This window comes from Kocuria soli, assembly GCF_003797835.1.
Lineage (GTDB): Bacteria > Actinomycetota > Actinomycetes > Actinomycetales > Micrococcaceae > Kocuria > Kocuria soli.
Genome location: NZ_RKMF01000009.1, coordinates 1 through 21828, shown reverse-complemented (window position 1 = coordinate 21828; position 21828 = coordinate 1). Strand labels below are relative to the sequence as shown.

Sequence of the window (21828 nt, the reverse complement as noted above, 5' to 3'; positions counted from 1 at the left end):
CGTTCCCGGCCCTGTTCGGCGGCCTCCCACGGGACCTGACTCCAGAACCGTGGCGGCCCATGTCGGCCGGGCGATCTCCCGGCCCACGGGGAGGGCATGGGGCATGATGAAGCCTGTGAGCACATCCGATCATGAGTCCGACGCCGACCGATCGTCCGGTCCGGCGGACGGCCAGAGCACGCCGACGTCCTCGGCCCCTGCGGGCATGCCCTGGGGCAGATCCGAAGAGGCCAGTTCCGAGACTCCACAGACCGAACGTCCCGACGACGGCGCCCGTCCGATCGGCGACGACCTCCCCACGCAGGCAGAGCAGCCCGACCGGGAGCTCGGGCGATCGCACCTGGGTGCCGCGGAGGCCACCGCCCTTGCGGTGGACGATCTGCGTGGCCTGCTCAGGCAAACACACCTGCCGTTGGAGACGTCTGGGGCCGAATCCGGTCGAGACGTCGTCCGACGCACCCTGGCGCAGGTCGAGGACTACGTCCTTCCTCGTGTGAAGTCCTTGGATGCCCCGCTTCTGGCCGTCGTGGGCGGTTCCACCGGTGCGGGCAAGTCCACCCTGGTCAACGCATTGGTGGGTCGTCCCGTGACCCGCGCCGGCGCGGTCCGTCCGACCACCCGGCAGCCCATGCTCATCCATCACCCGCTGGACGGGGCCGCCTTCGAAGGCACCCGTGTGCTCCCGCACCTGGCCCGTGTGCGCGGCCAACTGACCGGGTCCGTGGGCGCCGGTGGCGCGTCGTCGGGCGAAGGCCCGGAAAGCACCGGAGGGGACACCCGCACCAACGCCGCGGAACCCACCCACAGCCTGGTGCTGCTGGCCGATTCGGGGATGGACCGGGGCATCGCCCTGCTCGACGCCCCCGACATCGACTCGGTCTCCGAGGAAAACCGCCGCCTGGCCGCCCAACTCCTGGCGGCCGCCGACCTGTGGCTGTTCACCACCACCGCGAATCGCTACGCCGACGCCGTTCCGTGGGAACTGCTGGTCGAGGCCGGGCGACGGGACATCACCGTCGCCGTCGTGCTCGACCGTGTTCCCGACGGGGTGGCCGACGAGATCCTTCCCGACCTCCAGCGGATGCTCACGGAGCACGGCCTCGGGGAGGCCCCGGTGTTCGTCATTCCGGAGGCCCCGCTGAACGCCGCGGGCATGCTGCCCACCGGGACCGTGGACCGGCTGCGCACCTGGCTGGCGGACCTGGCCGCGGACTCGGCGGCCCGCGCCGAGGTGGCCCGACGCACCGTGGGCGGTGCACTGCGGCAGGTGGCTGACCGCGGTGTGGACATCGCCGACGACGTCGCCGAGCAGGAATCCGTCGCCGGACAGCTTCGCGCCGACGTCGTGGAGGCACACGAGCGCGCCCTGCAGGAGATCATCGCCTCCACCAAGGACGGATCCTTGCTGCGCGACGAGGTGCTGGCCCGCTGGCAGGACTTCGTGGGGACCGGGGAGTTCTTCCGCGGCCTGGAGGCCCAGATCGGCCGATTGCGTGACCGGATCGGCGCGGCCCTGCGCGGCAAACCGGCGCCGGAGGTTCAGGTCGAGCAGGCGCTCGAGACGGGCCTGCAGGCGGTCATCGTCGAGGAGTTGGCCAAGGCCGGGGAGAACACACAGCGCCGTTGGCGTTCCGAACGGGCCGGACGCTCGTTGCTCGGTGACGAGGACCTGGGTCGGCTGCCCGATGATGCCCAAGAGCGCTCGGCGGCCGTGATTCGTGCCTGGCAGGGCGATGTCATGGAACTGATCCAGCAGGAGGGTGCGGGTAAACGCACCCAGGCCCGGGTGCTGTCCCTCGGCCTCAACGTGGTGACCGTGGCCCTCATGGTCACCGTGTTCTCCATGTCCGCCGGGCTCACGGGTGCCGAGATCGGCATCGCTGGGGCATCGGGTGTGGTGGGCACCAAGCTGCTTGAGGCGGTCTTCGGCGAGGACGGTGTGCGACGCATGGCGGACAAGGCGCGCCGTAGCCTGGAGAAGCGATTGCGTGAATTCGTGCAGTCGCTCGAAGACCCGTGGCTGGAACGCCTCGAGATCCTGACCGATCCGTCCTCCGGCGTCGTCCGCGAGGCCGCCAACCGCGTGAAGACCACGGGAGACCAGCTGTGATCCGGCTCGGCCGTAAGAAGACCCAGACGTTCAACATCGATCAGCGACTTGTCGGATTGCGCGACGCGGTCGACGCCGGACGCGGCAGACTGGACGACGACGCCGTCAACGGTGCCGACGACGTCCTGCAGCGCGCCGTGACCCGACGCTCGCTGTCGGCCGACCACACCGTCGTCGGTTTCTTCGGGGCCACCGGTTCCGGCAAGTCCTCGCTCATGAACGCCGTGGTCGGCCGCCCGGTGGCGCAGGCCGCCGTCCGGCGCCCGACCACGACCTCGCCGCTGGCCGTCCTGGCCAGCCCGGAGGGGGCCGACCCGCTGCTCGACTGGCTGGGCATCGAATCGCGCTACGTGCTCGACGACTCCCAGGACTCTCCGTGGTCCACCGGGGTGGCCGGGCTGTGGACGGAGGTCCCGGCCGGTCTGGTGCTGCTCGACCTCCCGGACGTCGACTCCGTGGCACGGGAGCACCGCGCCATCGCCGAACGACTGGTGGGGATGGTCGACGTCGTCGTGTGGGTCGTGGACCCGCAGAAGTACGCGGATGCCGTCCTCCACGACGACTTCATCGCCCCGCTGTCCCGGCACGCCGCTGTGACGCTGGTGGTGCTGAACCAGGCCGATCGGCTCTCCTCCGAACAAGTGCAGTCGGTGTTGAGTTCCCTGCGGCAGCTGCTCAAGGAGGACGGACTCGAGGCCTCCGGACGCGCGGCGCCCATCGCGACCTCTGCCGCCACCGGCGCCGGGATCGGAGCGGTCCGGGCCCGGATCACCGAGGTGGTCGAAGGCAAGGAGGCCGCCGCTGCGCGCCTGTCGGCCGATCTCGAAGGGTCCGTCGAACGGTTGCGAACCTCGCACGGAACCGGGCAGCCGACGGGCGTCACGCCGTTTGCCCGCGACGGGCTCACCGAGGGCCTGGTGCGCGCCGCCAACGCCGACGGCATCGCCCAGGCCGCCCGCCGCTCCTACGTGCTCAACGCCGGCAAACGGACCGGGTGGCTTCCTGTGCGGTGGGTCAGCGGCTTCCGCAAGGACCCCCTGCGGCGGCTGCACCTCCAGGACCTCGACGACGATGCCAGGGACCCTTCACTGCGCCGTAGTTCCCTGCCGCCGATGTCGGCCGCGCAACGTGCGGCAGCCGACACCGCGGTCCGTCACTTCGCCGACGAGGTGGCCGAGGGGTCCTCTCCCGCCTGGGAACGCTCGATCCGGGAGGCTGCCCGGTCACGGCAGGACACGCTGCCGGACGCCCTGGACCAGGCTCTGGCCCACACGGATCTGCGCCGCGGCTCCAAGTCCTGGTGGTGGATCCCGCTGGACGTACTGCAGTGGCTGGCCCTGCTGACGGCCGTGGCCGGTCTGTTGTGGCTCACCGGGCTGTTCGCGTTGCAGTACCTGCAGGTTCCGGTCCCGGCACCGCCGACGGTCGAGGGGACCGACATTCCCGTGCCGACACTGTTGGTGGTCACGGGGCTGGTCGTCGGCATCGTGATCGGCCTGCTCGGTGCGATCTTCGCCCGGTGGGGCGGAACCTGGCGGGCGAAGCGGGTGTCCAAGCGACTCCGGGAGCAGATCGCCGTTGCCGCCAACGACAACGTGGTGGTCCCCGTGGAGGAGGAGCTGAGTCTCCACGACAAGGTCGGACGGGCACTCGAACAGGCCTCCGTGCTCAAGTGACCGGCGTTCCCCGGTAGAGCCTGAAACCGCCCGCGCTGTTCCGAAAGGAACTCCGCGGGCGGTTCGTGTTCGGGGCGGTGGGCCGGCGTGTCAGGTGCCGGGGCGGATCGCCTGGGTGAGCTGCCGGGCCGCGGTGACCACGGTCTCGGCGTGCTGGCGCCCCGGTTGCCGCGTGAGTCGTTCGATCGGCCCCGAAATGGACACGGCGGCGATCACGCGTCCCCCGGGGCCTCGGACTGGGGCAGACACGGAGGCGATCCCTGACTCGCGTTCGCCGATCGACTGGGCCCAGCCGCGGCGTCGTACACCGGCGAGCATGGTCGCGGTGAAGCGGGCGCCGTTGAGCCCCTCCAGCAGACGGTCGTGGTCCTCCCAGGCCACCAGGACCTGCGCGGCGGAACCGGCCTTCATGGACAACTGGGTGCCCACGGGAATGGTGTCCCGCAGGCCGATGGGGCGTTCGGAGGAGGCGACGCAGACGCGCCATTCGCCCTGCCGCCGGAAGATCTGGGAGGACTCACCCGTGGCGTCGCGGAGCTGCACCAGGACGGCTCCAGCCGCGGCGATGAGCCGGTCCTCACCGGCGGCGGAGGCGAGTTCGACCAGGCGGGAGCCCAGGACGAACCGACCTTGAATGTCGCGCCCCAGGAGACGGTGGTGCGCCAGGGCGGAGGCCAGGCGGTGCACGGTCGGGCGCGAGATGCCCGTGGCCGAGACCAGTTGGGAGAGCGACGCCGGACCCGCCTCCAGGAGGTCGAGGATCAGTGAGGCCTTGTCGATCACTCCCACCCCGCTCGGTGAGAACGAGGACTCCGGGTCCTGCTGATCGATCTCCGTGGCGGGTGGCTTACGGCCGATGATGTCCATGTGTTGATATTAGCGTCTCATTATTCGAGAAGTGTGCGAAAGTTGTGGCGCCGCTCGCGTGCGCTCCGGATGCTTGTCCTACAGCTTCATCCGCAATCGCCACCACCCGTACGGGTAGACACCCCGGGCTGTGGCACCCGCCTCCGGAGGACAACATCATGCCGAGCAGCCCGAGCCCGTTCACGGCGGCCGTCGCTTCCGACTCCGCGCCGAAAACTCTTGCCGAGAAGGTCTGGGCGGCCCACTTGGTGCGCAAAGGGGAGGGCGGTCAGCCGGACCTGCTCTACATTGACCTGCACCTGATCCACGAGGTGACCTCGCCGCAGGCCTTCGAGGGGCTGCGGTTGGCCGGGCGCGGACTGCGGCGGACCGATCTCACCCTGGGCACGGAGGACCACAACACCCCCACCCAGGACATCTTCAAGCGCATCGCCGACGAGACCTCCCGCAAGCAGATCGAGACCTTGCGCGCCAACGCGGAGGAATTCGGTGTCCGGCTGCACTCGCTCGGCGACGACGAGCAGGGAATCGTGCACGTGGTGGGCCCTCAGCTCGGCATAACCATGCCCGGCATGACGGTGGTGTGCGGTGACTCCCACACCTCCACCCACGGTGCCTTCGGGGCGCTGGCCTTCGGCATCGGTACCTCAGAGGTCGAACACGTGATGGCCACGCAGACCCTTCCGCTGGCACCGTTCAAGACCATGTCCATCCGCGTGGACGGGCACCTGCGTCCGGGAGTCTCGTCCAAGGACATCATCCTGGCCGTGATCGCCAAGATCGGCACGGGTGGCGGGCAGGGCTACGTCCTGGAATACCGCGGCAGCGCCATCGAGGAACTGTCCATGGAAGCCCGCATGACCATCTGCAACATGTCGATCGAAGCGGGCGCCCGGGCCGGAATGATCGCCCCGGATCAGACCACCTTCGACTACGTCCAGGGCCGCCCGCACGCCCCGCAGGGGCAGGACTGGGAGGAGGCGGTCGAGTACTGGAAGTCTTTGCGTACCGATGACGGTGCGATCTACGACGCCGAGGTGGTCATCGACGCCGACCAGCTCGAGCCCTTCGTGACCTGGGGGACCAACCCCGGCCAGGGGGTTGCGCTCTCCGAAGCGGTTCCCGACCCCGAGGCCTTCGGTGAGGACAACGACAAGGCCGCGGCTCGACGCGCACTCGAGTACATGGACCTGGTCCCGGGCACTCCCATGAAGGAGATCCCGGTTGACGTCGTGTTCCTGGGCTCGTGCACCAACTCCCGGATCGAGGACCTCAGGCTGGCCGCCGACATCGTCAAGGGACGTTCCAAGGCCGCCAACGTGACGATGATGGTGGTGCCCGGCTCCCAGAAGGTCCGCATCCAGGCGGAGGAGGAAGGTCTGGACCGGGTCTTCAAGGATTTCGGTGCGGACTGGCGCTTCGCGGGTTGCTCCATGTGCCTGGGCATGAACCCGGACCAGCTGGAATCCGGGCAGCGCTGCGCATCGACGTCGAACCGCAATTTCGAAGGTCGTCAGGGCAAGGGCGGGCGGACGCACCTGGTGTCCCCGGTGGTGGCCGCCGCAACGGCCGTGCGAGGCACCCTTGCGGCACCGTCCGACCTGGACCCCGTCGACGCCTGAGCCGCGACGCCGCCCCACCGTTCGACCGAGCCGCCCGCGCTGACCCGGCGCCATCGATCCCAGCACACAGCAGGAGCACCCATGGAAAAGTTCACCACCCACACGGGCGTCGCGGTTCCGCTGCGCCAGTCCAACGTCGACACCGATCAGATCATCCCCGCGGTCTACCTCAAGCGGATCACCAAGACCGGCTTCGACGACGCACTGTTCGCCTCCTGGCGCAAGCAGGAGAACTTCGTGTTGAACCAGGAGCCGTACCGCAACGGGTCGGTCCTGGTCGCCGGCCCTGACTTCGGGACCGGATCATCCCGCGAACACGCCGTGTGGGCGCTGCGGGACTACGGGTTCAAGGTGGTCATCTCCTCCCGATTCGCGGACATCTTCCGCGGGAACTCGGGCAAGCAGGGGCTGCTGGCGGCACAGGTCGACCAGTCCGACGTCGAACTGATCTGGAAGCGCATCGAGGAGGAGCCCGGAACCGAGGTCACGGTGGACCTGGAAGCGCGCACGGTGAGCGTGGGATCACTCACGGTCCCGTTCCAGATCGACGACTACACGCGCTGGCGGCTCATCGAGGGCTTGGACGACATCGGTCTCACGCTCCAGCACGAAGAGGACATCGCCGCTTATGAGCGGCAGCGTCCGGCCTGGCTGCCGCGGACGCTACCAGCGCGAACCTGAATCGGACCTGGCTCTCCGAGAGAACGTGGACGGGGTGAAGCTACGGGTGAGTAGGCGAACTGGCCGCGACCCACGCGCGGCGTCGTCGAACGCCCGTCAATCACCCCTAAGATGGGGCAGTGCTGAATCCGGGGCAAGGCTCGGCACTGCCCTCGGAGGACAGAGGGCATCGACGACAGATCGGGAGACCATGACCAGCGCACTGCAGATCACCGGCGGCGTTCCGCTGGAAGGCACCATCGAGGTGCGCGGCGCCAAGAACTTCGTGCCCAAGGCCATGGTCGCCGCACTGCTCGGCTCCACGCCCTCCGTGTTGCAGAACGTGCCGGAGATCAAGGACGTCAAGGTCGTGACCGACCTGGTGGCTCTCCACGGCGTCGAGGTCAACAACGACGGTCAAGGTGCGCTGACCCTGGATCCATCGAACGTGACCCGCGCCCGCTACGCGGACATCGACGCCCACGCGGGCGATTCGCGCATCCCGATCCTGTTGTGCGGTCCGCTGCTGCACACCCTGGGGGAGGCTTTCATCCCGGACCTGGGTGGGTGCAAGATCGGCGACCGGCCCATCAACTACCACCTGGACGTGCTGCGCAACTTCGGCGCAAAGGTGGAGAAGCTCGAATCCGGCATCAAGATGTCGGCCCCCAACGGCCTGCACGGCGCCAAGGTCGAGCTGCCCTACCCGTCCGTGGGTGCGACCGAACAGGTGCTGCTGTCGGCCACACGCGCTCGCGGTCGCACCGAACTGCGCGGGGCCGCAACCGAACCCGAGATCATGAACCTGATCGCGGTCCTGCAGAAGATGGGCGCCATCATCACCGTGCAGACCGACCGGGTCATCCACATCGAAGGCGTGGAGGAGCTCAAGGGCTACAACCACCGCGCCATGTGCGACCGGATCGAGGCCGCGTCCTGGGGGTCGGCCGCGCTGGTCACCGGCGGCTCCATCTTCGTCAAGGGCGCCACCCAGTCCGACATGATGACCTTCCTCAACGTGTTCCGGAAGACCGGTGGTGACCTGGACATCCGCGACGACGGCATCCAGTTCAGCCACCCCGGCGGGTCCCTCAACCCGCTGGTGGTGGAGACGGACGTGCACCCCGGCTTCATGACCGACTGGCAGCAGCCCCTGGTGGTCGCCCTGACCCAGGCCGACGGCGTGTCGATCGTGCACGAAACCGTCTACGAGAACCGGTTCGGTTTCACCCGCGCACTCAAGGGCATGGGGGCCAACATCCAGTTGCACCGCGACTGCCTGGGCTCCACCCCCTGCCGGTTCGGCCAGTCCAACTTCGTGCACTCCGCGATCATCTCCGGGCGGACCCCGCTCAAGGCCAAGGACATCCACGTCCCGGACCTGCGCGGCGGCTTCTCCCACCTGATCGCGGCGCTGGGGGCCGAGGGACGGTCGAAGGTGACCGGCGTGGAACTGATCCAGCGCGGTTACGAGCGCTTCACCTCGAAGCTCGAGGCCCTGGGCGCGAATTTCGACGTCGTCGACGCCTGAGGCGCGGTGGACCGGTGAAGCCCCGCACTGTCCACCGGACGGATGACCCCAACACCACGCGGTTGGTGCGGTTCCTGGCCGCCTTCATCCAACCGGCTTACGTTGCACTGGCCGGGCTCGAGTACGAAGGCATGGAGCATCTCCCGCGCAGTGGGCCGTTCGTGCTCACACCGAACCACACCTCCGAGCTGGATCCGATGACGGTCGCCATGGCGGTGGTCGACTACGGACTCAACCCCACCTTCCTGGCGAAGGATTCACTGTTCTCGGTCCCCGTACTCGGTACGATCCTGCGCCGCACGGCCCAGGTGCCGGTCAAACGCGGGACCGCCGACTCCGTGAAGTCGCTGTCGGCGGCGCAGAAGCACATTGCCGCGGGCGGGAGCGTGATCATCTACCCCGAGGGGACGCTGACCCACGACCCCGAGCTCTGGCCGATGCACGGCTTCCCGGGTGCCGCGCGGCTGGCGATGTCCATGGACGTCCCCGTGATCCCCGTGGCCCACTGGGGCGACGAGCAGATCCTCGGCCGCGGCCCGGACCCGCAGCGCAAACGGCACTTCCGACCCTTTCCCCGCAAGACGGTGCGGGTGAAGTTCGGGCCACCCGTGGACCTGTCGACCTGGGCGCCGAGCACTGCGGAGCTCGCGGCTTTGAGCCCGGACGAGCGGCTGCGCATGATCCCGCACGGCAAGACGGTGGCCGCGGCCCGGGCGATCACCGACGACATCACGGCTCTGTTGGCCGACCTGCGGGGCGAACAACCGCCCGCGAAGCGATGGGACCGACGTCGAGGGGAACGGCGATGAACACAACCGGAGTGACCGGACCGTCCCAGCCGGTGGATGCCAGCCGCGTCCGGAGCGAGCACGACGGTGGATTCCGGAAGGCCGCGGTGCTCGGGGCCGGATCCTGGGGAACCACCTTTGCCAAGGTCCTGGTGGACGCCGCGTGGGACGAGGAACGACGACGACGGGATGCCTCCGCGGGCCCGTCCCCCGAGGCAGTGGACGCGCTGCAGGGCACTGCCGAGAGCGTCGTCCTGTGGGGTCGCAATGCGGACGACATGACCCGTACCGCAAGGACCCGCGTCAACCAGAAGTACGTCCCCGGACTGCACCTGCCGGACCCGTTGGAGATCACCGCCGACCTGGGCGAGGCCCTGGACGGCGCCGACCTGGTGGTCCTGGCACTGCCCGCCCAGACCTTGCGCGGAAAGTTGCCCGCCATCGCCGAGCACCTGAACCCGGACGCAGCGCTGGTTTCCCTTGCCAAGGGCCTGGAACAGGGAACGGGCCTGCGGATGACCGAGGTGGTGGCCAAGGTCCTGGCCGAACACCGGCCCGAGGCCGACGGCGGCCATGACGCCGCGGGGTGGTTCGCACGGACCTGCGTGCTGTCCGGTCCGAACCTGGCGATGGAGATCGCCGACGAGCAGCCCACGGCCTCCGTCGTCGCCGCCCGGGACCCGGAGCTGGCGGCGGCAGTGGCCCGCGCCTGTGCCGCACCCTACTTCCGGCCGTACACCAACACCGACGTGGTCGGCACGGAGATCGCGGGGCTGACCAAGAACGTGATCGCGGTGATCGTGGGGATCTGCGAGGGACGCCACTACGGGGACAACTCCAAGGCCTCGATCATCACCCGCGGCCTGGCCGAGTCCACGCGACTGGCCATGGCGCTGGGCGGGAAACCGGAGACCATGTCCGGGCTCGCCGGCATTGGAGACCTGGTGGCCACGTGTTCCTCCCCGTTGTCCCGCAACCACACCGCGGGGCGCCTGTTCGGCCAGGGCAAGACGCTCGACGAGATCCACCGGGAGATGACCCAGACCGCGGAAGGTCTCAAGTCCGCACCTGCGGTGCTCGCCCTGGCACGCGCCCACGGAGTGGACATGCCGATCACCCAGGCCGTCGTGGCTATCCTGGAGGGTCGCATCACCGTCGAAAACCTGGCCCCGCTCTTGCTGGGCCGACAACTCAAATCGGAGGCAACCCCCTCATGACCTCTGGCAACACCATGCCCACGGCAGCCGACGATTCGTCCGTGGCCGCTTCTTCCGCTGGAGTGGGTCACTCGGGAAAGCCCTGCGTGGCGGTCCTCTTCGGTGGGGTCTCCTCCGAGCACAGCATCTCGTTGATCACCGCGCGGGGCGTCCTGGGTGCCATCGACCGGGACAAGTGGGACGTCATCACCATCGGTATCGCCCGGTCCGGTGAGTGGTTCCTGTACTCCCAGGAGGAACTCGAAGCGCTGCTCGACGCCCAGACGATCACCGAACTGCCCGTGGGGGAGCAGCGTGTGACCTTGCCCCTGGGCCGACGTGAGAGCGAACTGCTGGTGCAGAAGGACAACTCCCCGGTCTCCGAGATTTCACGGTTCCGGCACGTGGACGTGGTCATGCCGCTGTTGCACGGTCCCTACGGTGAGGACGGGACGTTGCAGGGTTTCCTGGAGCTGGCCCACGTGCCCTACGTGGGCTGCGGCGTGACCTCCTCGGCGATCGGCATGGACAAGCACTTCATGAAGATGGCCTTCGAATCGGCCGGACTCGAGGTGGGGCCGTACGTGGTCATTCGTGACCGGGCCTGGCGGGCGGACAAGAACGCCGCCATGGCGGCCGTTGCCGAACTCGGGGGACCGGTGTTCGTCAAGCCGGCCCGCGCCGGTTCGTCCTTCGGCATCACCAAGGTCGAGGACCCGGCCGATCGGGCGGCTCTGGAAGCTGCCGTCGAGGAGGCACGGTCCTTCGATCCCAAGGTGGTCGTGGAAGCGGGAATCGTGGGCCGAGAGATCGAATGCGCCGTCCTGGAGGGTCACGGCACGCAGGCGCCGCGGACGTCGATGCCCGGTGAGATCGAAGTGGTCGACGAGCACGATTTCTACGATTTCGAGGCCAAGTACGTGTCCCAGGCCTCCGCGCGGTTGAGTTGCCCGGCGGAGTTCCCGGAGCACGTGATCGCCACGATCCGGGAGCGCGCCGCTCAGGCCTTCGAGGCGATCGAGGGCGAAGGGCTGTGCCGCGCGGACTTCTTCGTGACCGAGGACGAGCGTGTGATCATCAACGAAGTCAACACGATGCCCGGCTTCACGCCCATCTCGATGTACCCGCGCATGTGGGCGGCGTCTGGACTGGAGTACTCCGAGCTGATCGACGAGTTGCTCACGCTGGCCCTGGAACGCCCCGTGGGCCTGCGCTGACGGGTCAGCCTGCGTCCTCCAGGGTCTCGTCCACGGAGAGACACTCGCGGTCCTGGTCCACGGTTTCCACCGCGCTGCTGAGGTCGATGAGTGCGGTCGACGAGGCAACCACGGTCGTGTCGAAGGTGACCTCGAAAGCGGGTTCCCGGCCGTAGGTGGTGGCCTTCCAACGGTTCTCCTGGTCCGTCTCACGGATGATCCAGTCCACGCCGTTGACGCGGCTGCACATGTCGGTCGTCGGTTCCGGGGGAGTGACGCCGCACCGTACGATCAGGGAAGCAGGGTCCCCGTAGGCCGTGGTCGCCTGGCTCGTGGTCTCGCGTTGGGCCTGGTCGGAGATCTCCCCGGGCATCGCGAGCATGGCGGATGCACAGTCCGCGTTGGCAGCGTCCACCGCGGGTTCGACGACGACGGCCCCCGGGCCACAGCCGGTCAGCGCAGCGGCCGTCGAGACCGCCAAGAGCGCGGTCAGTGTTCGACGACGGAGGCGAGCGCGGGCACGCGGGAGGACGGCGGGGGCGGAAGGCATGTCTGCAGTCTAGTGAGATCTGCGGTCTCGCGAGGTCTGCGATGGCGGCAGGAACCGATGGTGGAAGGATTCGAGGCGGTGCGCCCAGTGGCAGAACGGACCCCGCGGGACGAGCCCCCGAGGTCCTCGGCCGATGCCGACCGAGGCGGCTTGACCGTCGACCAGCTCAGCGAGACCCAGCTGATCGCCCGCTTCGCCCCGCACCTACGGGCTCACGAGCCTGGTGGCGGGTCACGGTACGAGATCCTGGGCCCGGGGGACGACTGCGCGGTGGTCGCCGCGCCCGACGGACGATTCGTGATCTCCACCGACACCCAGGTTCAAGGGCAGGACTTCCAGCTGACCTGGCCCAACGGCGTCGTCTCCACGGGTTTCGACACCGGCCACAAATGTGCCACCCAGAATCTTGCGGACGTGGCCGCGATGGGTGCGGTGCCCTCCTCCCTGGTGGTCTCCCTGACCCTCCCGGGCCGTACCAGCGTCAGGTGGGTCGAGGACTTCGCCCGCGGTCTACGCGCCGGCGCCATCGCGTGCGGAGCCGTTCACTGCGGCATCGTCGGGGGTGATCTGGGGCGCGGTGGAGAAATCTCGGCCACGGCCACCGTGACGGGCGACCTGGAGGGGCGTGCGCCGATCCGCCGGAACGGGGCCCGTCCGGGAGACCTGGTGGCGCTGGCGGGGACGGTGGGCCGGTCCGCCGCCGGGCTGGACCTGCTCCAGGACCCCTCCACCAAGGGAACGGTCGAACCGCACCTGGTCGAGCTCATGGACAACCAGCTCCGTCCGGTGTCGCCCACGCCGTTGGGTGCACAGTTGGCCGAGGCGGGGGCCACTGCGATGATCGACGTCTCCGACGGTCTGGTGCGTGACCTGACGCGGGTGGCGGAGGCCTCCGACGTCGTCGTGGACCTGGATCCCGCCGCGCTGGACGACCTGGCGCGGCCGCTGGCCGCGGCGGGGGAACGGCTGGGACGAGACCCGCTGTACTGGGTGCTCCACGGCGGAGAAGATCACGGATTGTTATCCACCGTCCCCGCCGGAACGCGACTGCCGCACGGGGCACGTCCGTTAGGCTCGGTGAGGGCTGTGCCTCCGGGCTGGGGGGCGACGGTCGTCGTCACCACCGGAACCGCACGGGAATCTGTCGCCGACCGTGTCCGGGTCGGGACGACACCAGTACGTGAGCTCCCCGCGGAGCTCCGGGGACGAGGATGGGACCACTTTGAACCAGAGGATGGCGTCTAACACGACGGCGGTGCGCCGCTGGTTGGAGACCGCCGCCCAGGATCTTCGGGAGTACACGGAGGTGCTCAACGCCCTCAACGTCTTCCCCGTGGCGGATGCCGACACCGGCACCAACCTCGCAGCGACCGTCGAAACCGCCGCCCAGGCCGCGGCGGTGCTGGAAACTCCTGACCTCAGCGAACTCGTGACCCTGGTGGGGCAGGCCGCGCTCGAGGACGCCCGAGGGAACTCCGGCACGCTGTTCTCCGTGTTCCTCACCGCACTGGGCGGGGGACTCGACGGAGCCGAACGGCTCACGGCCCAGTCTTTGTCCAACGGGATCGGAGCAGGATCCGTGCGGGCTTGGTCGGCGCTGACAGATCCCGTTCCCGGAACCATGCTGTCCGTGGTGAAGGCCGCCGCAGACACCCCTATTCCGGAGGTCGGCGAAACCGGGTCCAACCACCAGTTCGCCGAATACCTCCGGGCCATGGTGACCGCAGCCAAGGACGCGGTGCTCGCCTCGACCGAGGACCTGGAAGTCCTGCACGGGACGCACAAGGTGGACGCTGGTGCTCTGGGCATGTTGATCGTGCTGGACGCGCTGCGCCGCGCGGTCACGGGGCAGGAAGCCTCCGGGGCACACCTGTGGGCCGGTGCGGAGAGCGACGCAGCCGCCCCCGACGATCAGGCGATTCCGGTGAACGTCCAGCCCGTGGCGGACATCCTGGAGGAGATGGGGTACGCCTACTACCCGCCCGCGCATGACGAGGACGCCTCGACCCTGGAGGCGCTCCAGGACGCGCACACCGGGGTGGAGGTCATGGCCACGGTGGACCTCACGGCACTGGACGCCGCGCAGATCCGACACGAACTGGCCGAAGCGGGGGACAGTGTGATCGTTTCCGCCGTGTCCCAGATCGACGAGGACACCTGGCGGTGGCGCGTGCACGTGCACGTCCAGGAACAACGGCAGGCCGTGGACGTGCTCCGGGGCCGCGGCACTCCGCGCAACATCACGGTGACCGGGCTGTCCAAGGACGACCGAGGCCGCCAGTTCCGCGTGGACCCCACGGACCTTGGCTGACGTGAGCAGCCCCGTGGACGCCCACAGGGGCGATCTGGACACCCCGCTCGGCAAACTGCTGGGGGCACAGACGGCCCAAGCCATGGCCAAGGGGTTGGACCTGAACACGGTGGGCGAGCTGCTCGACCACGTGCCCCGGCGGTTGGTCCAACGCGGAGAACTCACCTCGTTCGCGGACCTGGAGCTGGAGGCCCACGCCACCCTGGTGGCCGAGGTGGTCTCCGTCAACACCCGCCGGATGCGCAACCGGCGCGGATCCATCACCGAGGTGGTCATCACGGACCGCTCGGACCACCCGGGCAGCGACCTGCTCGGGCGCCGGGAGAACCGCATGACACTGAGTTTCTTCAACGCCTGGACGGCCGCGCGGGAACTCACGGCCGGAACCCACGCGTTGTTCAGTGGCAAGGTCACGCACTATCGCGGGAGCCTGACCATGACCAACCCGCACTACGCGCCCCTGGACGTCGACGACGACGTGGACACCCGCGAGGCCATGCAGAACGCGACCCGGCCGATCGCGGTGTACCCGGCCACGGCCAAGGTCACCAGCGACCGGATCGCCACCGCCGTGCACACTGTTCTGGGCGTGATCGACTGGCGGACGGTCCCGGACCCCCTGCCCGCGGAGATCGCCGACCGCCACGGCTACACCGATCTCCCGACCGCCTACGAGCACCTGCACCGCCCACCCGACGAATCCGCCTGGTACCGAGCCAAGGCACGCTTCCGCCACACCGAGGCGCTGGTGCTGCAGACCGCCCTGGTGCGCCGTCGTCGTGCGGTTGAACTCCGACCGGCGCCCGCCCTGCCGGGGAAGCCCGACGGCGTGGCGGCCCGGTTCGAGGCCGCGTTGCCGTTCCGGCTGACCGACTCCCAGGTCGCAGTGGGCGAAGAACTGGCCGCCGACCTTGCCCGCGAGCACCCCATGAACCGGTTGCTGCAAGGCGATGTCGGCGCAGGGAAGACCGTGGTGGCCCTGCGTGCGATGCTGCAGGCCGTTGACTCGGGTGCCCAGGCCGCGCTGCTGGCACCCACGGAAGTCCTGGCCGCCCAGCACTTCGCGTCGATCGAATCCGCACTGGGACCCCTGGCCCATGCCGGAACCCTGGGCGGTGACCCGGACGGGACCACCGTGGTCCTGCTGACCGGCTCCATGCCCCAGTCCGCCCGCAAACGGACCCTGTTGCAGATCGCCTCGGGTGAAGCGGGCATCGTGATCGGCACGCACGCCCTGCTCTCCGACACCGTGCAGTTTGCCGATCTCGGGCTGGTGGTCGTGGACGAGCAGCACCGGTTCGGCGTCGAACAACGCGACAGGTTGCGGGAGGCGGGTCTAACCGTGCCGCACCTTCTGGTCATGACCGCCACTCCGATCCCGCGGACCGTGGCGATGACCGTGTTCGGTGACCTCGACGTCTCCGTGCTGCAGGGTCTCCCTGGCGGTCGGCAACCGATCTCCACCCACGTGGTGGGACTGCTCGAACACCCCACCTGGGAGGACCGGATCTTCGCCCGCGCCCGCGAGGAGGTCGAGGCCGGGCGCCAGGTCTATTTCGTGGCCCCCAAGATCGGTGACGACGACGCCGTGCCACCCATGGGCCTGGCCGATTCCGCCCGCGCGCTGGCCGAGATCCCCGAAGCCACCGACCCCGTCACGGGCGCCCAGGATTCTGCCGAGCAGGCCCCGGGGCCGGAGGAGGCCATGGTCTCCACGGCCTGGCTCGCGGAACTGGTCGAACAGTCTCCCCAGCTCGGAGGAATCCCCAGCGCTGTGTTGCACGGGCGCCTGGACCCCACGGACAAGGCAGAGGTCATGGCAGCTTTCGCCGACGGCCGGACCGGGGTCCTGGTGTGCACCACCGTCGTGGAGGTCGGTGTGGACGTGCCCAACGCGACCTTCATGGTGGTTTTCGACGCCGACCGGTTCGGGATCTCGCAACTCCACCAGCTCAGGGGCCGGATCGGGCGCGGCTCCCACGCGAGCACGTGCCTGCTGGTCACCCGGCGCGAACAGGGGCATCCCTCCAGGGAACGGCTCGACGCGGTTGCCGCCACCACGGACGGTTTCGAGTTGGCCCAGGCGGACCTGAACCTGCGGCGCGAGGGAGACATCCTGGGGGACGCCCAGTCCGGTGGACGCAGCACCCTGCGGCTGTTGCGGGCGCTCGACGACGTCGCCGTCATCGAGGAAGCACGCACGGAGGCGACGGAGATCCTGGAGGCCGATCCCGACCTGGAGAACCATCCCGGGCTGGCGGCCGCGATCGCGGCCTCTCTGGACGAGGACACCGAGAAGTACCTGGAGCGTGGGTGATGAGCCGCATCGTGGCCGGAGCAGCCGGTGGTCTGAAACTGCGTTCCGTTCCGGGCAACGCCACCAGACCCACCACGGACAGGGTCAAGGAGTCGCTGTTCTCCCGTCTCGAGTCCTGGGGGATGCTGGCCGACGCGCGGGTTCTGGACCTGTTCGCGGGCTCCGGTGCCCTGGGATGTGAAGCCGGCAGTCGGGGTGCGGCCTCCGTGCACCTGGTCGAGCGCGAGGCGCGAGCGGCCGCGGTATGCCAACACAATGCCCAGACGGTGAATCAGGCCTTGCAGCGCTCCGGCCGTTCCACCGAAGGCGGCGCAGATGACGGCATAGATGGCCCAGCGGAGAAGCCGGTGGTCACAGTGACCCGCCGCAGCGTGTCGAGCTTCCTGACCGAGGCGACCGGCCCGTGGGACCTGGTCCTGGCCGACCCTCCCTACCCGCTCACGGAGGTGGAACTCACGGACGTGCTGGCGCCCCTGGCCGGAAGGCTGGGGCCCGGGGCGGTAGTCGTCGTCGAACGTTCCTCCCGCTCCCCGGAACCGACCTGGCCGCTGGGGCTGCGTCGCTTGGAGGTCTCGAGGCACGGAGAGACCACCCTCTGGTACGCCGAGGAGGATCCGGACGGCCCCGCGATCTCCACATGTATGGCCACATGAGGCTACAAATCGCGGCCATGTCATCGACGATTCATGTTGGACACCTATCGTGGGACGGGCGCCGCTTCGCGGCGCAGGTCTGAGCACCACCGAGGAGGATCCCCGTATGAGAATCACCGTCCTGGGCACCGGATACCTGGGGGCCACCCACGCGGCGGCCATGGCCGAGATGGGCTTCGAGGTCATGGGTGTGGACGTGGACGAGGCGAAGCTCGAAGCGCTCGCCGCCGGGGTCCTGCCGTTCCACGAACCGGGTTTGGGCGAACTGGTCCGGAAGCACGTGGAATCGGGGCGGTTGCGGTTCACCTCCGACTATGCGTTGGCTGGGGAATTCGGGGATGTTCATTTCGTAGGGGTCGGTACCCCACAGCGAGCAGGTTCGTACGCGGCGGACATGACGTTCGTGGACTCCGCGGTGACATCCATCGCCCAGCACGCCACTCATGACGCCGTGATCGTGGGCAAATCCACCGTGCCCGTGGGATCCGCCCGGCGGCTGCGGGCACTGGCCAAGGACAACGCCCCCGAGGGCGTGGACGTGGACCTGGTCTGGAACCCGGAGTTCCTCCGGGAAGGTCACGGAGTTGAAGACACCCTGCGCCCCGACCGCATGGTGCTGGGACTGCCCGGACACGGGAGCACCGGCGACGGTGACCGTGCGAACGACTCCCGGCTAGAAGCCATCCTGCGGGAGGTCTACGCACCGCAGCTCGAGGCGCAGACACCGCTGATCGTCACGGACTACGAGACCGCCGAACTGGTCAAGGTCGCGGCGAACTCCTTCCTGGCCACCAAGATCAGTTTCATCAACTCCCTGTCCGAACTCACCGAGGCCGTGGGCGGCGACATCCGGACCCTGGCGGACGCGATCGGGATGGACGAGAGGATCGGTCGCAAGTTCCTCAATGCCGGTGTGGGCTTCGGCGGTGGTTGCCTGCCCAAGGACATCCGGGCGCTGCGGGCCCGCGCCTCGGAACTCGGACTGGACCAGTCCGTGCGGTTCCTGGTGGAGATCGACGACATCAACGTGCGTCGTCGTGACCACACCGTGGGGGTGGTCACGGACATGCTCGGGGGGTCGATCATGGGGCGTCAGGTGGCGGTGCTCGGTGCAGCCTTCAAGCCCGAGTCCGACGACGTCCGCGACTCACCCGCCCTGGACATCGCGGCCCGGTTGCACTCGATCGGTGCCGACGTGCACGTCTACGACCCGAAAGCCAATGCCAACGCTGCCAAGCGGTACCCGCGTGTGGACTACGTGGACTCGCTGCCGCAGGCCGTGGCCCGCGCGGAGGTGGTGGTCCTGCTGACCGAATGGGACGAGTTCCGTTCCATGACACCCGAGCAGTTGGCGCCTCTGGTCAAGACCCGGCAGATCCTGGACGGGCGCAATGTTCTGGACCCGGTGCAGTGGGAGCAGGCCGGTTGGACCTACCGCGCACTGGGGCGCAAGGGCTGACCGCCCTCCTCGGAAGCGGCCGCGGGGCGGGACTCAGGGCGGATTCAGGGCGGTTTCAGGCCAGGGAGGTCTTGAGCCTGTTCATGGCTTCGACCAGGACCTCTTCCTGCTTGCACGCCGCCACGCGCATCCACCCGTCGTACAGAGCCGCGTTCCGCGCCGACGCGAAGGCTCGGACCGGCAACAGGGCCACCCCGGTGTGTTCGATGAGCGAGGGGGAGAGTTCCAGGCTGTCGCGCACCCCCAGTCGGTCGTGGAAGGGCGAGAAGTCCGCCACCACGTAGTAGGACCCTGCGGGGTCGGCCACGGTCAGGCCCAGGTCCCGCAGCGCGTTGACGACCAGCGCCGAGCGGCGGCCCTGTTCGGCCGCCAGGTCCTCGACCCACGGACGAGGGTTCTCGAGGGCCTGCGCCACGGCCAGTTGCAAGGGCGCGGCGGGGGAATGCGTCAGGTAGGTCTTGATCGCTCGGGCGCCCGTCACCAGTTCCCGCGGCCCGGTGAGCCATCCGATCCGCCACCCGGTCGCGCGGAAGGTCTTGGAGGCGGAGGAAACCACCAGGGTGCGTTGCGCGATCGCCGCGGCCAGCTCGGGGTCCAGCGACGAGCGCCCGCCGCCGGCGGCCAGGCTCGTGTGCGCGCCGTCGAAACGCAGGTGTTCGTAGACCTCGTCCGTGATCACGACGGCGTCGTTGGCAAGGGCCTCCCGGGCGATGATCTCTGCCGTTGCCGCGTCCAGGACGGTCCCCGTGGGATTGTGCGGGTCGTTGACCAACACCGCCGCCGTCCGGGGTGTGAACGCCTGCCGTAATTCCTCGGGATCCGGGGTGAAATGCGGCGGACGCAGGGGGATCGGACGCAGGTTGGCCCCGATGAAGGACACCACCGCCGCGTACAGGTCGTAGTAGGGCTCGAGGACCACGACGTCGTCGCCGGGCTTGACCACGGACAGCAAGGCGGCGGTCAAGGCCTCCGCGGCACCGCAGGTGACGAGCACCTGGGTGTCCGGATCCAGCTCCCGGCCCTGGGTCTCCCGCTGCTGGGCGGCCACGGCCGCGCGCAACCGCGGGTGGCCGACCGCGGGGGTGTACTGGTTCTGCCCCGACCGAATCGCGGCCACGGCGGCCTCCGTCATGGCCTCCGGGCCGTCCTGGTCCGGGAAACCCTGGCCCAGATTCACGGCACCGTGCCGGGCCGCCAGGGCGGAGGTCTCGTCGAAGATCGTGGAGCGGAAGGCACCCGTTGCGTCCAGGAGCCCACCCCCGGAGGCCATGGCCCGCCACGGGGCCGCCGCCGGAGTTGCATTGTCGGTGCTGGGGATCATGCAGTGAGTCTAGGAAGTCCGTCCGCGCGAATGCCCATTACGGTGGGGTGCATGTCGGATTCACCACGCCGCGCGATCTGCCCGGGCTCCTTCGACCCCATCCACCGGGGGCACGTCGAGATCATCAAACGTGCCGCGGAGATGTTCCAGGAAGTGGTGGTCGCCGTGAGCGACAACCCCAAGAAGTCGTACCGTTTCGGGCGGCCGCAGCGTCTGGACCTCGCCGAGCGGGCGCTGGAAGGCGTCTCCGGCGTCGTCGTCGAACCCCTGGACACGGGGCTGCTGGCCCAGTACGCGGCCGATCGCGGTGCCGTGGCGCTGGTCAAGGGGCTGCGTTCCGGTCAGGACTACGACTACGAACTGCCCATGGCCGCCATGAATCGCGCCCTGACCGGGGTGGAAACCGTGTTCCTCCCGGCGGACCCGGACTTCCTGCACGTGTCCTCGAGCCTGGTCAAGGAGGTCCACTCCTTGGGCGGTGACGTGCGGCCGTTCGTGCCGTCGCCGGTCTTCGCGGCCCTGAACGAAGGGTGAGGCGCGGCCCGCGTCCGGGCTGACCGCCAGATCCTCGGTCGGCTCCACCGGGGGACAAACACGAGACATCCGCCACGCCACATCCGCGGCGGTTGAGCCCGGGGACACGGACCGAGTAACATGGGCCGCTGGTATTGGACCCACAGGAGTTAATCATCGCTCGCGAGACCCCGTCCCCCTTGGCCATCAACGTCAGGGATCTGGAACACCGTCCCGGGACGATGCGCACCTGGCAGGAGACAGTGCCCGCGCCGAGCGAATTCGGCAACGCACTGATCGGAGCCCCCGAAGGCTCCGACATGGTCTGCGACCTGAGACTCGAATCCGTCCACGACGGAATCCTGGTTTCCGGGGACGTGACCATTACCCTTGAAGGTCAGTGCAGTCGCTGCCTCGACCCGATCACCGATCAGATGGTCGTTGAGGTACAGGAACTCTTCCTGTTCGACGCCCCCTCCGAAGTGCCGGAGGACGACGACGAGGCCGACGAGATGTACGAAGTTCAGGACGAGACGATCGACCTGGAACCGATGCTTCGGGACGCGGCGATCACCAAGCTGCCGTTCCAACCGGTGTGTCGGGAGGACTGTGAAGGTCTGTGCGCCCAGTGCGGCGTACGACTGGACGAGAACCCCGGACACCGACACGAAGTGCTCGATCCGCGGTGGAGCGCCCTTGAGGGGTTGTTCGACGCGGACGACGACACCACGAGAGAAGAGAGATAGCAGTGGCTGTTCCCAAGAGGAAGCTCTCGCGTGCCAACACGCGTATGCGCCGTTCACAGTGGAAGGCGAAGGCCCCCAAGCTGGTCCGTTCGGTCGAGAACGGCAAGACCGTTTACAGCTTGCCGCACCAGGCCAAGCTGGTCACCGACTCCGCCGGCACCGCCCTGTACTACGAGTACAAGGGCCGCAAGGTAGCCGACGCCTGATTTCGGTGCCCGAATTTCAGGACCTTGAGAAGCGGGGGGGGGGGGGGGGGGCCCCCCCCCCCCCCCCCCAAGGCCCGGCGCCCCCGGCCCACGGCGACCACGCCCC

General features: G+C 68.8%; 19 protein-coding genes. 16 read left to right on the top strand and 3 right to left on the bottom strand.

Going from position 1 to position 21828, the window contains the following annotated elements:
- Positions 1–115: 115 nt before the first annotated feature.
- Together EDL96_RS07580 and EDL96_RS07575 are read left to right on the top strand one after the other, a co-directional pair.
- Entirely contained in the window at positions 116–2110 is a 1995-nt protein-coding gene (locus EDL96_RS07580; RefSeq protein WP_233568765.1) for a dynamin family protein, read from the top strand.
- Positions 2107–3786, top strand: a complete 1680-nt coding sequence (locus EDL96_RS07575; RefSeq protein WP_325049541.1) for a GTPase — start codon at positions 2107–2109, stop codon at positions 3784–3786. Before EDL96_RS07580 ends, EDL96_RS07575 begins: the two co-directional genes overlap by 4 nt.
- A gap of 90 nt (positions 3787–3876) precedes the next feature.
- Here the strand turns inward: EDL96_RS07575 and EDL96_RS07570 are convergent, their stop codons facing one another.
- Positions 3877–4653, bottom strand: a complete 777-nt coding sequence (locus tag EDL96_RS07570) for an IclR family transcriptional regulator (protein WP_233568764.1) — start codon at positions 4651–4653, stop codon at positions 3877–3879.
- Between the two features lie 158 nt (positions 4654–4811).
- Here EDL96_RS07570 and leuC point away from each other — a divergent pair, with 158 nt between their 5' ends.
- From leuC to EDL96_RS07540, 6 genes are all read left to right on the top strand, one after another.
- A complete protein-coding gene (gene leuC / locus EDL96_RS07565) occupies positions 4812–6275 on the top strand; it encodes a 3-isopropylmalate dehydratase large subunit (protein WP_123825191.1) in 1464 nt (487 codons plus the stop codon).
- A gap of 81 nt (positions 6276–6356) precedes the next feature.
- Positions 6357–6956: a 3-isopropylmalate dehydratase small subunit gene (gene leuD / locus EDL96_RS07560; RefSeq protein ID WP_123825190.1), complete on the top strand. Its 600-nt coding sequence runs from the start codon at positions 6357–6359 to the stop codon at positions 6954–6956.
- A 190-nt stretch (positions 6957–7146) separates the two neighbouring features.
- Positions 7147–8466, top strand: a complete 1320-nt coding sequence (gene murA, locus EDL96_RS07555; protein WP_123825189.1) for a UDP-N-acetylglucosamine 1-carboxyvinyltransferase — start codon at positions 7147–7149, stop codon at positions 8464–8466.
- A gap of 14 nt (positions 8467–8480) precedes the next feature.
- On the top strand, positions 8481–9275 hold the full coding sequence (locus tag EDL96_RS07550; protein WP_233568763.1) for a lysophospholipid acyltransferase family protein: 795 nt from the start codon (positions 8481–8483) through the stop codon (positions 9273–9275).
- Entirely contained in the window at positions 9272–10471 is a 1200-nt protein-coding gene (locus EDL96_RS07545) for an NAD(P)H-dependent glycerol-3-phosphate dehydrogenase (protein ID WP_123825188.1), read from the top strand. Before EDL96_RS07550 ends, EDL96_RS07545 begins: the two co-directional genes overlap by 4 nt.
- Entirely contained in the window at positions 10468–11667 is a 1200-nt protein-coding gene (locus tag EDL96_RS07540) for a D-alanine--D-alanine ligase family protein (RefSeq protein ID WP_233568762.1), read from the top strand. Before EDL96_RS07545 ends, EDL96_RS07540 begins: the two co-directional genes overlap by 4 nt.
- 4 nt (positions 11668–11671) lie before the next feature.
- Here the strand turns inward: EDL96_RS07540 and EDL96_RS07535 are convergent, their stop codons facing one another.
- Positions 11672–12196, bottom strand: a complete 525-nt coding sequence (locus EDL96_RS07535) for a DUF3515 family protein (RefSeq protein ID WP_123825187.1) — start codon at positions 12194–12196, stop codon at positions 11672–11674.
- Positions 12197–12346: 150 nt separating this feature from the next.
- Here EDL96_RS07535 and thiL point away from each other — a divergent pair, with 150 nt between their 5' ends.
- The 5 genes from thiL (at position 12347) to EDL96_RS07510 (ending at position 18936) form a co-directional block, all read left to right on the top strand.
- Positions 12347–13441, top strand: a complete 1095-nt coding sequence (gene thiL / locus EDL96_RS07530) for a thiamine-phosphate kinase (RefSeq protein ID WP_233568761.1) — start codon at positions 12347–12349, stop codon at positions 13439–13441.
- Complete coding sequence (locus EDL96_RS07525) at positions 13431–14507, top strand: DAK2 domain-containing protein (protein WP_233568760.1); 1077 nt, start codon at positions 13431–13433, stop codon at positions 14505–14507. Before thiL ends, EDL96_RS07525 begins: the two co-directional genes overlap by 11 nt.
- Positions 14508–14589: 82 nt before the next feature.
- Entirely contained in the window at positions 14590–16824 is a 2235-nt protein-coding gene (locus EDL96_RS07520; RefSeq protein WP_123825307.1) for an ATP-dependent DNA helicase RecG, read from the top strand.
- On the top strand, positions 16824–17477 hold the full coding sequence (rsmD, locus tag EDL96_RS07515) for a 16S rRNA (guanine(966)-N(2))-methyltransferase RsmD (protein WP_123825185.1): 654 nt from the start codon (positions 16824–16826) through the stop codon (positions 17475–17477). Before EDL96_RS07520 ends, rsmD begins: the two co-directional genes overlap by 1 nt.
- Positions 17478–17583: 106 nt before the next feature.
- The gene (locus tag EDL96_RS07510; RefSeq protein ID WP_123825184.1) at positions 17584–18936 is read left to right on the top strand and encodes a UDP-glucose dehydrogenase family protein; all 1353 of its coding nucleotides are present in this window, start codon (positions 17584–17586) and stop codon (positions 18934–18936) included.
- A gap of 55 nt (positions 18937–18991) precedes the next feature.
- Here EDL96_RS07510 and EDL96_RS07505 read toward each other — a convergent pair whose 3' ends face one another.
- A complete protein-coding gene (locus EDL96_RS07505) occupies positions 18992–20257 on the bottom strand; it encodes an aminotransferase class I/II-fold pyridoxal phosphate-dependent enzyme (protein WP_233568759.1) in 1266 nt (421 codons plus the stop codon).
- A 51-nt stretch (positions 20258–20308) separates the two neighbouring features.
- On the opposite strand from EDL96_RS07505, the gene coaD reads away from it, so the two are divergent.
- From coaD to rpmF, 3 genes are all read left to right on the top strand, one after another.
- Positions 20309–20791 (top strand): pantetheine-phosphate adenylyltransferase, encoded by a 483-nt coding sequence (coaD, locus tag EDL96_RS07500; RefSeq protein ID WP_123825183.1) that lies wholly within the window; start codon positions 20309–20311, stop codon positions 20789–20791.
- 179 nt (positions 20792–20970) lie between these two features.
- A complete protein-coding gene (locus EDL96_RS07495; protein ID WP_233568758.1) occupies positions 20971–21516 on the top strand; it encodes a YceD family protein in 546 nt (181 codons plus the stop codon).
- Positions 21517–21518: 2 nt separating this feature from the next.
- Positions 21519–21722, top strand: a complete 204-nt coding sequence (gene rpmF, locus EDL96_RS07490) for a 50S ribosomal protein L32 (protein WP_047690457.1) — start codon at positions 21519–21521, stop codon at positions 21720–21722.
- Positions 21723–21828 lie beyond the last annotated feature (106 nt).

What these genes read in the sequence shown, in the direction of transcription:
- EDL96_RS07545 (WP_123825188.1), top strand. Translation starts at nt 9,272, where the DNA reads ATGAACACAACCGGAGTGACCGGACCGTCCCAGCCGGTGGATGCCAGC.
- EDL96_RS07570 (WP_233568764.1), bottom strand. Translation starts at nt 4,653, where the DNA reads ATGGACATCATCGGCCGTAAGCCACCCGCCACGGAGATCGATCAGCAG.
- rsmD (WP_123825185.1), top strand. Translation starts at nt 16,824, where the DNA reads ATGAGCCGCATCGTGGCCGGAGCAGCCGGTGGTCTGAAACTGCGTTCC.
- coaD (WP_123825183.1), top strand. Translation starts at nt 20,309, where the DNA reads ATGTCGGATTCACCACGCCGCGCGATCTGCCCGGGCTCCTTCGACCCC.
- EDL96_RS07535 (WP_123825187.1), bottom strand. Translation starts at nt 12,196, where the DNA reads ATGCCTTCCGCCCCCGCCGTCCTCCCGCGTGCCCGCGCTCGCCTCCGT.
- EDL96_RS07510 (WP_123825184.1), top strand. Translation starts at nt 17,584, where the DNA reads ATGAGAATCACCGTCCTGGGCACCGGATACCTGGGGGCCACCCACGCG.
- leuD (WP_123825190.1), top strand. Translation starts at nt 6,357, where the DNA reads ATGGAAAAGTTCACCACCCACACGGGCGTCGCGGTTCCGCTGCGCCAG.
- EDL96_RS07525 (WP_233568760.1), top strand. Translation starts at nt 13,431, where the DNA reads ATGGCGTCTAACACGACGGCGGTGCGCCGCTGGTTGGAGACCGCCGCC.
- EDL96_RS07520 (WP_123825307.1), top strand. Translation starts at nt 14,590, where the DNA reads ATGGCCAAGGGGTTGGACCTGAACACGGTGGGCGAGCTGCTCGACCAC.
- leuC (WP_123825191.1), top strand. Translation starts at nt 4,812, where the DNA reads ATGCCGAGCAGCCCGAGCCCGTTCACGGCGGCCGTCGCTTCCGACTCC.
- EDL96_RS07505 (WP_233568759.1), bottom strand. Translation starts at nt 20,257, where the DNA reads ATGATCCCCAGCACCGACAATGCAACTCCGGCGGCGGCCCCGTGGCGG.
- murA (WP_123825189.1), top strand. Translation starts at nt 7,147, where the DNA reads ATGACCAGCGCACTGCAGATCACCGGCGGCGTTCCGCTGGAAGGCACC.
- EDL96_RS07540 (WP_233568762.1), top strand. Translation starts at nt 10,468, where the DNA reads ATGACCTCTGGCAACACCATGCCCACGGCAGCCGACGATTCGTCCGTG.